Raw genomic sequence first — 12,078 nt, forward strand, 5'->3', positions numbered from 1 at the left:
GCAAGACTGTATTAATGGTGGCAGTGGCGATGACCTGTTATACGGCAATGAAGGTCAAGATACTATTAACGGTGATCAGGGTAATGACACTATTTACGGAGGGAAAGATAGCGATATTCTCAATGGGGGTGCAGGGGATGACTGGCTGTTTGGCGATGGGGGAGATGATACTTTGATTGGGGGTATTGGGAACGATCACTTTGTGTTAAGCGCTAATAGCGGTATTGATACTATCCTCAATTTTTCCGTAGGAAGTGATAAGTTTGTTCTGGCTGGTGGCTTGAGTTTTGAGGCTTTGCAAATTAACTCGATGGCGAATGGCACGCTGCTACAAGTTGCGGCGACTGGGGAGGTTTTGGCTCAGGTTTTTGGCGCTGATAATACTATTACTTCTCTGGATTTTATGACTCTTTCGAGTTAAGACAATCCTCACAAAAAACAGCGTGTAGGGTTCCATTCACACAGCACCTTACCGCTGTTCATTCAAAAAATCTAATCCTAAAAAAATAGCTGCGATGCTTCCTGCTACACAAATTTCTCGGTTTTTTATTTTCAACAAAACTTCGGTAAGTGGGATTAAAACTACTTCAATATCTTCTGTAATATCTAATTGTATTTGGCTGGCAAGCTTGACATTTTTAGCAAAGTATAGGTAGATAGAATTGGTGTCTTTTACCGGGTTATCATATAAGGTTGCTAGTTCCAAAATTTCTTCAGCAACATATCCCGTTTCTTCGGCAAGTTCTCTGGCGGCTGCCGATTTGCCGCTCTCTTCAGCAGGATTGAAAGATCCAGCAGGCAGTTCCAGCAAAATTTCGCCTACTCCGTGCCTGTATTGGCGCACTAATAAAAGTTCTTGCTGCTCTGTCGTGGCAAATACGAGGGCGATGTTGGGTCGGACATTAACAAAAAAGTCGTCTATAATTTGTCCGCTTGGCAATTCTATTTCATCTTGTCTAACCTGACACCACTTGTTGTTAAGAACGAAGCGCGATCGCAATAATTTCCATTTAGTTAAATTTTTCATATCGCAATAATGTTAAACTTTCAGCGTTATCCGAAGGCAAAATTTTCCCATCCATAATCTATTTCAGATCAAAAATTTCACCCAGCAGCCATGCCATACAAAAAATTACCACGAAAATTTTGGGAAGACTTACAAAAATTGACTGTTAATTATCTAGCACCCGGATTGTTTGCGATCGAGTCACTGAGTCTGAGTCTAGCAGTCGTTGCCGCAGTTGCAGCAGTGCCAGCAACACTGGAACCAGCAAATGCTTCTACAGTCACAAGTTGGAAATTCGATCCGGCGACAAATCAGCTAGAAATTACTCTCCCAGAGGGAACAACCCCCAGATATTCTCTACTCAATCCGTCTCAGATTGCTGTGGATTTGCCCAATACTGAGATCGGAGTAGATGCAACTCAGCTATACCCACAAGGTAGAGTGCGTTCTGTGGGGGTGAGTCAACTTCAACCGGGAACGGCGAGAATTCTGGTCAATTTGGCTCCTGGAGTCGGTTTCAGCGCGGGGAAAGTTCAATTCCAAAGAAGCGGGTTAGAAAATCGCTGGGTGTTGCTTCCTTCGATCGAACCGACTCGAATTATGGAAACTCCCGAAACTCAACCCCAGCCTGCCATACAAGTACCGCAAAACCACCGGCTGACAGATTCCAACTCAACTGCTGCCACAGAGGTCGATCGACCTGAGCCTCCTACTTCCCCGAATCCCGCTACAAATTATTCGCAGCCGCCAACTCCCAATGACCAAATCCGGCCGCTAAGAGTGCCTTTAGTCAATGTTCGCCTTGACGAACGCCGTGGGGTACAAGCTGCTGCTCTACCCCGCCTAGATCCTCAAATAACGGCTGCTGCACCCCAACAGCGGACGCTTACTTTTGGTGAACCGCTTCCTGGAGGACGATCGAATGCTCCTTTGCAGGCTGCGACTGGGGCGAATGTCTTGTTGCCGGCGGGCACGGAGCTGAGTTTACTATACCCGGGCGATCGGGCTTTGCGGCTGCAAGTGAAGCCCAGCCGGGAGGAAGTGCTGTTGCTGCAAGGGGGAATTTTCGACAGTCGCGGCAATACGATCGTACCTGCTAATACGCCGGTCATCGGTCGGTTTGAAACAACGAACCTCGGCAGTAGATTTGTGGTCGAAGCTATTAGTCTCAACGGCCGCAATATCCCTCTCTTCGCTCGCTCCGAACCCGTGGGAGGCCGCCGACAACAGCCGACCGATCGCAGTTTGTTGCGAAATACTGGTATTGGTGGCTTAGCTTTGTTCTTGCTGAGCGGCTTTTCTGGTATCGGTTTGTTGGCGGGAGCAGCAGGTGGTGTTGCTACAACTTACGTGGCTGCTCCTCAACCTGCTACGATTCAACCCGGCCAAATTTTTCAAGTTCAGTTAACGGAAGATTTCCCCCAGTTTGGTTTTTGAAGCCAGAAGGAGGAGGGAATAAGGAAGAAGGAAGACTTTTTTCTTCCCTCGAACCTCTTAGTTTAATATTTTCTCAGAGCAGTTTTCCATTCTCTGAAATAAAGTAAGGACTTAGGCTAAGCCTAAGTCCCTACCCCATATCTGAAATTGACTCAACTGAAAACCGCTATATCGGGGATTTAGAAATTTTGACCTTCCGTGGTTGGAGCTATCGAACCCGGTTGGTTGAGGAACAGGTTTTTAGCGCCGTCGTTTTGGTAGATACAGTTAATTTCGGGTTGAGCTTCCAGGGGGCCGGTGAAGCCAAAGGTGTTCATGCGATTTTTGCAATCGCGCACTTGGTCTTGGCTGATGAGTTTTCTTTGTTCGAGAATTGCCCAGTTATTGGTTCGCAAAACGCATCCGGGGCGCATACTCGGCTGCGAGATGTAGACGTTGAAGGGGTTGAGGGTGACGTAGAGGCGCATATCTGTCACCATCGCGCTGGCTCCAAACTGCACGCAAAGTTCTGGGTTCGGGGCGCTGCGATCGATAAATTCGCGGGAGGCTACGTTCTCTGGGCTAATTGTAGCTGTGGAGCTAAAGGCAATGCCAATCCCAATTCCCAGAATAAAGACGGCTGTTAAAATCCCTAGGGTGGCGGAATTGAGGAAAGAGGGTTTGCCGGACTGAGGTTGACGCCGCGACTGTCCGCCAAAGGAGCCTGGGTAGTCGGAGTCTTCATCTCCTCGGGATGGGTCGCCGCTGAATCTGTCGTTGTAGGATTTAGGTTTGCGTTTCATATAATGTTCGTTCCCTCAGTTCTGGAGACTCAACAGGTAGTAGTTTGTTATTTTTAACCGATCGCGCCTTTCTAATATTATGGCGCTAGGAAGGTGGTTGCCCAGGGTCCAGGACACGCCCTGTGGGTTTGGTGTTGGGTTCACAGCTCGCGATCGACCGAGGGGCTGCCTTGTCTGAAGTTTCAGATTTCAATAAAATAGCTGAAAGTGAGATAGTCTTGCACAGCGGAGGAATCCGGCTCAAGATTGTTGACAAATTTTAACATTTTACAAGTCAGGAGGTATAGATTAGTGTCTGTCGAAATTATTCAAAAGCCTTCCACAGTCCGCAAGCTTGCACCGCGCTACCGCGTTCTGCTGCACAATGATGATTTCAATCCTATGGAGTACGTGGTGCAGACTTTGATGGCGACGGTACCGAGTCTGACTCAGCCACAGGCGGTAAATGTGATGATGGAAGCCCATACTAACGGGATGGGATTGGTGATTGTTTGCGCTCTCGAACACGCTGAGTTTTACGCTGAAACGCTCAATAATCACGGATTGAGCAGCAGCATCGAACCTGACGATTAGAACCTGACGGTACTGCAACGGATTCGCCCAGCCGGTTTCAGACTTATACCGTCAACCCTCATACATACCAAAAAGCCAAGGGTTCGGCCCTTGGCTTTTTGGTATATTTAATGCGGTAGATATGGAAACTTGAAGAGCATAGGTTTTTCGGAAAGGCCGGAAGTGGTTCGGAGCTAGGTGAGCTCTCGCGCCAATTTCAACTCTTCAATCTCAAATCTTTATCAGAGGAAATTAATAACGTCCTCCGCCGCCGCCCCCTCCGCGAGCAAATTTTCCAGGGCCACCGCCGCCCCGGTTGCCGCCGCCCCGGCCACCTTCATCTTCGCGGGGCTTGGCTTTGTTAACTTTGAGGTCGCGACCCATCCACTCTGCTCCGTCGAGAGCAGCAATCGCTGCATCTTCTTCTGCATCTGTGGACATTTCTACAAAACCGAAGCCGCGGGGGCGACTGGTTTCTCTGTCGGTAGGTAGATGTACCCGCTTAACAGTTCCGTATTCGGCGAAGACGGTGGTGATGTCTTCTTGGGTAACTTGGTAGGATAAGTTACCGACGTATATCGACATGAGGAATAACTCCAAAATTTAGACAGTGCGAAGATTTCAGTTTCGGAGAGTCCCCTGCCGATACAGAAGGGCAAGTTTTTAGACAATTCTGTAGCAATGAACAAAGCCTGCAACTGAATCTGATTCACACTTGGTACTTTAACATAGAATAATGTCTTTTGAGTAGGTTTCAGGAGTTAATTAAGTCGTTCAAATTAAAGGTAAAACTTTTAGGGTATTCAGAAACCTGGTTGATGGGTGTGATGTTTTGCCTGCAGTGGAAGCAAAGAAAGTTATGCCGCGCCCTCTCACCGCAGGAAAGATACATCCACCTTGCCAAAGTTGGTACTCAAAGCTAGGTTTACGTTTTCTAGGGCTTTGACTAACCACACCACGCCTTCTCGGGTACTGCATTCGTAGTGACCGAACAAAATTGCCAGCCGCTTTTCTAGGTAGGGCTTGACTTTGCCGCAAATTAGTACGATTTTCAGCAGCAAACCTGTGGTTTGGGTGGGACCGAGGTTTGAGATCAGGTCGATGAAGACAAAGTGGTTGGGCCGCACAGGACTCTCTACTACTAAAAAGTTCAATAACTGGCTGCAAGTTCTGATCATTAAAAATTCGTTAAACTTCTGATCGTCGCTGTGGGGCAGGGTATTTTGTAGTTGCTTATACAATTTTTCGTTAAAGAGACGTTTGCCGTAGCGATCGTCGGTGACAGAAGAAATCAGGTATTCGTACAAGTCGTCTTTAAAGGAGCGGTAGGACTGATTTGTGCTGGCGTTCGCCGTGAAACGGCCCGCTAGCTGTCTGTAGGTATCTGCTCCTTCTACTTTTCCGACAAATTGCTTGAGGGCAAAGAATAGTTCCGGGTCGGTCAACAGGGTCGGATTTTTTATAGGTTGTATACTTCTTTTGAAGACAATTGAGGTTTCCCGACGGGCTGTTTGGGCTTTTCTCACTTGGTGAGCAACATACTGGGAGAGGTTGATCTCAAATTGCTGCTGCTTTTGAGCTTGGATTTTTTTAATGATTTTTTGCTGTTCGTAGCTGCTGTCGTCGCTGAGCAGGCAGTGTTTGTAGAGGTAAGGGTAGCGGGGAATTAAGGTTCCGAGGGCGAGGGTAGCAGGGGTTTTGCTGCTGCTATCTTCATTGTTGTGAGTTATGACTTTGGCTAAACGTTGGAGGGTGAGGTACTGTTCGCTTTCGGTAAATTGATTTACTAATTGGGGGATGGAGCCTCGCCCCCGCGATCGATGGTATCCAAATAATATTTTGGGTGCTTCTTCAAACATAGCGATCAATTCAGGGATGGCTGCTTGCTTGCTGGGGTAGGTTTGCCAGCGGTTGATCAGGATGTGGCAGCAGCGGTTGAGAATGTATTTGAATTCTTGTTCGGCGTGTTTTGAGGCTGCTATTTTTTCGAGTGCTTCGGCGATCGAGCGATCGGGATATCCAGTACCCTGGATAAACAAAGTGCGAAAGCGGCTGATGAGTTCGGCAGGCTGCTCTCGTTGTACCAACTCCAGCCAATGCTTGTAAAGTAGCTGTTCTTCTTCGTGGCTTTGTCTGTTGTAGTCGTTCACTGTGGATTAACCCTCCGAGGCTGGGGCAGGAGCTTTCAGCGCTATTATTTTGATGAATTGGCAAATGAATCGCAATAATTGAGTCAACCGAGCTTCTCGCCGGCGGAGACTTATGGGTAGAAGCTGTCAGCAGCTTAAGCCGATCGATATTTTTTGCTTAGTTAAACTATTTATCAACACCAGCATGACATGAATTGTTGGTAATTAGCAAGGCCTTAAATACCATCGACTGTGTAAAGTATTGGTAAAGATCGTGGGTGGGTACGGGATAATTTTTTGGTGAACCGACGATTTAGTATTAGGATGATCGAGGTCAATCCCGATCCGCCGCCCGCTGTTAGTTAAATTTGAGGTTGGGCGAGGTAGAATTAGCTGTGAAAATAATTATTTTAAATGTGAGTGCTGGTTATGGTTTGTCGCGTAAGTATCGCCCAACTTGCTGAAATTTTAACTGTACCTTTGCCTACTGTGTCTGAAGGCGTTTTGACAGTTGTAGGGACAGGTATTGCCACAGATACGCGCACTCTTGAGGGGGGTGAAGTATTTTTGGCGCTGCGGGGAGACAATTTTGACGGCCATCAATTTGTGGCAAAAGCCAGGGATTTGGGGGCGATTGCCGCGATTGTCGATCGACATTGGCAAGAGGAATTGCCGAATTTTCCGCTGTTGCGCGTTGACGATACTTTAAAAGCTTACCAGTCGATCGCCCGTTGGTGGCGTGACCAATTCAGTATACCTATAGTTGCTGTTACTGGGTCTGTAGGTAAAACTACTGTTAAAGAGTTAATTGCGGCGGTTTTGTCAACGACGGGAAATGTTCTTAAAACTCAATATAACTACAACAATGAAATTGGCGTACCAAAAACTCTGTTGGAGCTTTCACCCGCACACAATTATGCTGTAATTGAAATGGGAATGCGCGGCCGTGGTGAAATTGCGCTACTGTCGCAAATTGCGCGTCCTACTGTGGCGGTAATTACTAATGTAGGAACGGCACATATCGGGCGATTGGGTTCCGAAGAGGCGATCGCCCAAGCTAAGTGCGAACTGTTAGCCGAAATGCCTACAGATAGCATTGCTATTCTCAATCACGATGGTGACAGATTAATCCCAACTGCGGCCAAAGTTTGGCAGGGAAAAACTTTAACTTATGGTTTAGAAGGCGGGGATTTGTGGGGAGAATTGCTCAATCCTGATACAATATTAGTAGAAGGTGTGGAATTGCCGCTGCCACTGCCTGGACGCCACAATGCTGTAAATTATTTGGCGGCTTTGGCCGTAGGAAAAGTTTTAGGTATTGATTGGGAAGTTTTAAAGCAAGGTTTGTCTGTGCAGTTACCGGATGGACGGGCGCGCCGCTACGATTTGCTGCAGGATATTGTGATTCTAGATGAGACTTACAATGCTGGTTTGGAGTCGATGTTGGCAGCCCTGAGACTATTAGCAGATACTCCTGGAAAGCGCCGGATTGCGGTGTTGGGAACGATGAAGGAATTGGGCCACAGGGCGATCGAATTTCACCGACAAGTGGGAAGGGCGGCGCGAGATTTGAATCTCGATGCTTTGTTTGTTTTTGCTGATTTTGAGGAAGCGGCGGCGATGGCTGCAGGTGCGGCGGGTTTGCCTTTTGTGGAGATAGGAGATATTACAGCCAAGGATGGGCGGGAAGATTTAGCAAAGCGGTTGTTGGGATTTGTCGAAAAGGGCGATCGTATTTTATTTAAAGCTTCTCATTCAGTTGAGTTGAATCGAGTTGTGGAGAAGTTTAGGGCAGATTTTGCGGGGGAGTAATAGAAAAGAAATTTTGGGGATTTGAAATTATGCGATCGCTTCTAGTCGATCGCCACCTCAAACTCACGTTTCGATCGTTGGTGCGTAGGGTAAGATGCCCATCTGCACCTAAGTCCCGATGGCTCAATGTCCCGATCGCTCTAACGGCTCGATTTCGATATCTGGAGCAATCTCAATGGCTGCAATTCTGGCATTCTCAACTATCGTATTTCCTATCATTGTATTGTGTACTGCCTCAAACTTAGATTCGGCTTCCGAAATTTCTTCGTAGTGTACAATCACATGATAATATTTATTAATTGGTTCTCCAGAATCTGAAATTTCCACGGCAAGCGAATCTATATTCTGAGATTCTTCGGCTTTCTCGCGATACTCGTCGGCTAAATGTTCCAGGGCGATCGCGATCGCGTGTTCTTTCGTTTGTCCGTAAAAATTCATGGTATCATTGGGGCGATCGCTCAGAGACGATGAAATCTGACAAACATACTGCCCGTTTGATTGAGCGCAAACGTCGATCGCAATTGTACCAGCAGTGCGATCGGGATTTATTTGAGTCATATCAACCTCGCTCTTTGCTAAAATTGCTAAATTGTATCAGGGTCAATATTTAATTCTCGCAGTTTTGGGGCCAGGCGATCGGTTCGTTGCATCTCTTGTTGAGCGCGTTGCATCTCTATCAAAATTGAGATGGAGGAGAACATTAGCGATCTGGTTTAAGATATGCAAGGGCTAAATTAAGGTAAATTCCAGGAGTTCGCCCGAGTCATCCATCCGCGTCAGTCAGCGTTCATCTGCGGTTGCTAAAAAGAGCGTCAAACTCAGCCATCCCGAAGGGAATCGCGCTGCTTCAATCTCCTGAGTGAATTTGACTCCTCACCCACTCCCGGAACAAGCGAATTAAAGCATTTTCTTTTGTAGTCCTTCTCAATTCCAAAAAGCGCAGCATCTCAACTTGCGACAAAAAAGGAAAAGTCGGAGAAACATCTCTTTCTGTATATTCCTGTGCTTCCAACTGATACATTATTAAACGATTTCCGTCGTAGCGCCAAACTTCTGGTACGCCTAAACTTGCATATAAAGAAAGTCGATCGATCGAACTGCTAGTAACGTCAATTTCTACCACTAAATCCGGTGGCGGATCTTGATTGAGATCGATTTGTTCTTTGTCCCAAACCACATCCTCATTTTCGATATAATAGCACTGATCCGGTTCCAAACCGCGAGCCAAATCCTCGCGCCTGCAAGTTAGAGAACCCAAACTCCGAATTTCGATGTTTAATTCTTCACTCACACTTTCCACAAAACGGCCTAAAATTTTCTTACTACCTTCATGGGGTGCTGATGGAGTCATAATTTCTAAATTTCCGCGATCGTAAGTCAAACGAATTCCAGGCTGTTCGGCGAGTTCGTTTACCAAAGATTCATAAGTCTGCCAACTAATGTTTTTGAGCAGAAATCCGGCTTTTGGGGTTTGAATCAGGGTGGCTGTCATGGCTACCTGCTTGCTTTTTTAATTATTGATTGTATCTTAGCAAACCTTATATTGAGGGACGGGCGATCACCCTTTTAGAGCAATTTTTGAAGAGAGCATCTCTTTCAGACAGTAAAAAGAATTTTTTAGGAGTTCTCGCTTGGTTGTATATCTCGCTTCGAGTTCTTACAGCGAACACTTCTGTGAAACTAAAATTGGGAGACTCCGATCACCAATGTTAAAAACTAGAAAAATCTAGTTTTTAACATTAGTGATTGAGTGCGACAAATCACTTCGTCGCAGTCAATACATTACTTCGCGGCTTGACGCTCTTTTGCCGCTTTGATCACTTCTTCAGCGATGTTATTCGGACAAGGAGCATAGTGCGAGAAGGACATTGAGAACTGTCCGCGGCCAGATGTCATAGTACGCAAGTCGCTAATGTAACCAAACATTTCGCTCAACGGTACATCTGCCTTGATCCGCGCTCCAGTTTGTCCTGTCTCCTGAGATTTCATCATCCCACGGCGGCGGTTGAGGTCGCCGATCACGTCGCCCATGTAATCATCTGGAGTGAATACATCGACATTCATAATCGGTTCGAGCAACTGAGGCCCGGCTTTCGGCAAAGACTGACGATAGGCCGCTTTGGCAGCAATTTCAAAAGCCATTGCTGACGAGTCAACGGGGTGGAAACCGCCTTCTAGAAGCGTGAATTTCAAGTCCAAGCAGGGGAATCCGGCCAAGACGCCTTTGTCGATGCAGCTTTCAAAGCCTTTTTCGACCGCTGGCCAATATTCTCTCGGCACGCTACCACCAGTCACTTTTGACTCAAATATGAAGCCACTTCCAGGCTCACCAGGCTCGATCACGTAGCCGATTTTGGCAAATTGACCGGAACCACCTGATTGCTTTTTGTGGGTGTAATCGTCTTCGAGGCGCTTGGTAATCGACTCGCGGTAGGCTACCTGTGGTTCGCCGACTTCTACTTCGATGCCGTGGGTGCGCTTGAGAATGTCTACTTTGATGTCGAGGTGTAACTCGCCCATCCCCTTGAGAATCGTTTCGCCACTTTCTTGATCCGTCACCATGTGGAAGGATGGGTCTTCTTGCACCATCTTGGTGAGGGCTGCTCCCATTTTTTCTTCGCCGCCTTTTTGTTTCGGTTTAACCGAAATCGAAATAACGGGATCGGGGAATACCATCGGCTCTAGGGTGGCGGGATTTTTGGGGTCGCAGATGGTGTGTCCGGTGCGGACGTTTTTCATACCGACGATCGCCACAATGTCCCCGGCTTGGGCGGATTCAATTTCTTCACGAGAGTTGGCGTGCATCTCCACCAAACGACTGATGCGCTCGGTTTTGCCTGTGGCGGTGTTGAGTACGGTGTCGCCCTTGGACAGAGTACCGGAGTACAAGCGTGTGAAGGTTAGAGCGCCGTAGCGATCGTCCATGATCTTAAACGCGAGTGCCCGCAATGGCCTGTTGGGATCGACGATCGCAAACTCGCCGGTTTCCTCGCCTTCGAGATCGACTTCGGGCTGCGGTGTGACTTCCATCGGGTTTGGCAGGTAGTCAACTACGGCATCCAGAACCAACTGCACGCCTTTGTTTTTAAACGATGAGCCGCAGTAGGTGGGGAAAAATGCCCGATCGCGAGTACCTTTGCGAATGCAGCGCTTGAGGTCGTCGAGGCTCGGCTCGTTGCCTTCGAGATACTGTTCCATCACAGTGTCGTCTTGCTCGACGGCCAGTTCAATCAACTTTTCGCGCCAAGTTTCGACATCATCCACCATATCGGCGGGAACATCTTTAATTTGATAGTTCAGGGGATCGCCGGAATCATCCCAGATCCAGGCTTTGCGGGTCAGCAAATCGACTACGCCGCAAAACTTTTCTTCTATGCCGATCGGCAATACCATTACCATCGGTTTAGCGCCAAGGATTTTATCAACTTGCTTGACAACGCGGTAAAAATCTGCACCGGTGCGATCGAGCTTGTTGATGTAGATGACGCGAGCGACTTTGGAATCGTTAGCGTAGCGCCAGTTGGTTTCAGATTGCGGTTCAACTCCACCCGAACCGCAGAACACACCAATGCCACCATCGAGAACCTTCAAAGAACGGTAAACCTCGATCGTAAAATCGACGTGTCCCGGAGTATCGATGATGTTGAGCTGATGCTCGTTCCAGAAGCAGGTGGTAGCAGCGGATTGAATCGTAATACCGCGCTCTTGCTCCTGTTCCATGAAGTCAGTAGTCGCCGCGCCTTCGTGAACTTCACCGATTTTGTGGATTTTACCCGTCAGTTTCAGGATTCTTTCAGTTGTGGTGGTCTTGCCAGCATCTACGTGGGCGAAGATGCCGATATTTCGATAACGAGTGAGATCTTTCATAAATTAGTGTTGAGATTAAATGCGACGAACCGTCGGCGACCACCTGCAAGCGTGACTAGCGAGGAATCAATGTTGCCTGGTAAGGCCAGTACAGGCCGGATTTCCTTTTTCCTGTTTCTGGCAGGACTATCTTAATTTTGACACTTCTCCGTCATTCCTGCGAAGGATTCTTGGTTTAATAAGAGCCCCAAGCCTGACAACTCATAAAAATACCCTAGACCAAGGGAAAAATCGTCTCCGAAAGTAGGTTGGGTTGAGGCACTCCTACCCAACAACTTCGTGTTTTTGACGTTTCGCTCAACCTGATATTTTGCAGCAGTCTCAGCAAAAAAGTATAAACCGCGTTTCCTGACAAAAAACCTAGGATTTTACGTGAGTTTATGGGAAGAAAACCGATTTCTTACATTACTGACATTAAATAAGGATCGCGAATTAAATAACTTACAATTTTAATTGTTATTGTGGGATGGGCGTCCCGCCCGTCCAAAAAGGA

Annotated in this window: 11 protein-coding genes; 4 read left to right on the forward strand and 7 right to left on the reverse strand. The window is 47.3% G+C overall.

The genetic code is table 11. The annotated features are described in order from the left end of the window. The coding region (locus QUB26_RS29970) for a calcium-binding protein (protein ID WP_445299654.1) at positions 1 to 421 on the forward strand (421 nt) is incomplete at its 5' end. A gap of 48 nt (positions 422 to 469) precedes the next feature. Here QUB26_RS29970 and QUB26_RS29975 read toward each other — a convergent pair. Continuing rightward, on the reverse strand, positions 470 to 1,027 hold the full coding sequence (locus QUB26_RS29975) for an NUDIX hydrolase (protein ID WP_333320946.1): 558 nt from the start codon (positions 1,025 to 1,027) through the stop codon (positions 470 to 472). A 90-nt stretch (positions 1,028 to 1,117) separates the two neighbouring features. On the opposite strand from QUB26_RS29975, the gene QUB26_RS29980 reads away from it, so the two are divergent. Continuing rightward, positions 1,118 to 2,443, forward strand: coding sequence for an AMIN domain-containing protein (locus QUB26_RS29980; RefSeq protein WP_333320948.1), 1,326 nt, complete (start codon positions 1,118 to 1,120; stop codon positions 2,441 to 2,443). Between the two features lie 179 nt (positions 2,444 to 2,622). On the opposite strand, the gene QUB26_RS29985 is transcribed toward QUB26_RS29980, so the two are convergent. Beyond that, complete coding sequence (locus tag QUB26_RS29985; protein ID WP_333142979.1) at positions 2,623 to 3,225, reverse strand: DUF3172 domain-containing protein; 603 nt, start codon at positions 3,223 to 3,225, stop codon at positions 2,623 to 2,625. A gap of 291 nt (positions 3,226 to 3,516) precedes the next feature. On the opposite strand from QUB26_RS29985, the gene clpS reads away from it, so the two are divergent. Beyond that, a complete protein-coding gene (clpS, locus tag QUB26_RS29990) occupies positions 3,517 to 3,798 on the forward strand; it encodes an ATP-dependent Clp protease adapter ClpS (protein ID WP_015178019.1) in 282 nt (93 codons plus the stop codon). A 231-nt stretch (positions 3,799 to 4,029) separates the two neighbouring features. Here the strand turns inward: clpS and QUB26_RS29995 are convergent, their stop codons facing one another. Both QUB26_RS29995 and QUB26_RS30000 read right to left on the reverse strand, forming a co-directional pair. Further along, positions 4,030 to 4,362, reverse strand: a complete 333-nt coding sequence (locus QUB26_RS29995) for an RNA-binding protein (RefSeq protein ID WP_190743136.1) — start codon at positions 4,360 to 4,362, stop codon at positions 4,030 to 4,032. A 287-nt stretch (positions 4,363 to 4,649) separates the two neighbouring features. After that, the gene (locus QUB26_RS30000; RefSeq protein ID WP_333243550.1) at positions 4,650 to 5,927 is read right to left on the reverse strand and encodes a hypothetical protein; all 1,278 of its coding nucleotides are present in this window, start codon (positions 5,925 to 5,927) and stop codon (positions 4,650 to 4,652) included. Between the two features lie 408 nt (positions 5,928 to 6,335). On the opposite strand from QUB26_RS30000, the gene QUB26_RS30005 reads away from it, so the two are divergent. Further along, on the forward strand, positions 6,336 to 7,718 hold the full coding sequence (locus QUB26_RS30005) for a UDP-N-acetylmuramoyl-tripeptide--D-alanyl-D-alanine ligase (protein WP_333320950.1): 1,383 nt from the start codon (positions 6,336 to 6,338) through the stop codon (positions 7,716 to 7,718). A 123-nt stretch (positions 7,719 to 7,841) separates the two neighbouring features. Here the strand turns inward: QUB26_RS30005 and QUB26_RS30010 are convergent, their stop codons facing one another. From QUB26_RS30010 to fusA, 3 genes are all read right to left on the reverse strand, one after another. After that, positions 7,842 to 8,276 carry a hypothetical protein gene (locus QUB26_RS30010; protein WP_333320952.1) on the reverse strand — a complete coding sequence of 145 codons (435 nt, stop codon included), beginning with the start codon at positions 8,274 to 8,276 and terminating at the stop codon, positions 7,842 to 7,844. Positions 8,277 to 8,565: 289 nt separating this feature from the next. After that, positions 8,566 to 9,210, reverse strand: a complete 645-nt coding sequence (locus QUB26_RS30015) for a Uma2 family endonuclease (protein ID WP_333243543.1) — start codon at positions 9,208 to 9,210, stop codon at positions 8,566 to 8,568. A gap of 290 nt (positions 9,211 to 9,500) precedes the next feature. Then, on the reverse strand, positions 9,501 to 11,585 hold the full coding sequence (fusA, locus tag QUB26_RS30020; protein ID WP_333243539.1) for an elongation factor G: 2,085 nt from the start codon (positions 11,583 to 11,585) through the stop codon (positions 9,501 to 9,503). Between the last annotated feature and the right edge of the window lie 493 nt (positions 11,586 to 12,078).

The sequence above is a fragment of the Microcoleus sp. B4-C1 genome (assembly GCF_036705285.1).
Lineage (GTDB): Bacteria > Cyanobacteriota > Cyanobacteriia > Cyanobacteriales > Microcoleaceae > Microcoleus.

Bases quoted from the DNA above. Each gene is read 5' to 3' on its own strand.
- QUB26_RS29995 (WP_190743136.1), bottom strand. From the start codon at position 4,362: ATGTCGATATACGTCGGTAACTTATCCTACCAAGTTACCCAAGAAGAC.
- QUB26_RS29980 (WP_333320948.1), top strand. From the start codon at position 1,118: ATGCCATACAAAAAATTACCACGAAAATTTTGGGAAGACTTACAAAAA.
- QUB26_RS29975 (WP_333320946.1), bottom strand. From the start codon at position 1,027: ATGAAAAATTTAACTAAATGGAAATTATTGCGATCGCGCTTCGTTCTT.
- QUB26_RS29985 (WP_333142979.1), bottom strand. From the start codon at position 3,225: ATGAAACGCAAACCTAAATCCTACAACGACAGATTCAGCGGCGACCCA.
- QUB26_RS30010 (WP_333320952.1), bottom strand. From the start codon at position 8,276: ATGACTCAAATAAATCCCGATCGCACTGCTGGTACAATTGCGATCGAC.
- QUB26_RS30015 (WP_333243543.1), bottom strand. From the start codon at position 9,210: ATGACAGCCACCCTGATTCAAACCCCAAAAGCCGGATTTCTGCTCAAA.
- QUB26_RS30005 (WP_333320950.1), top strand. From the start codon at position 6,336: ATGGTTTGTCGCGTAAGTATCGCCCAACTTGCTGAAATTTTAACTGTA.
- fusA (WP_333243539.1), bottom strand. From the start codon at position 11,585: ATGAAAGATCTCACTCGTTATCGAAATATCGGCATCTTCGCCCACGTA.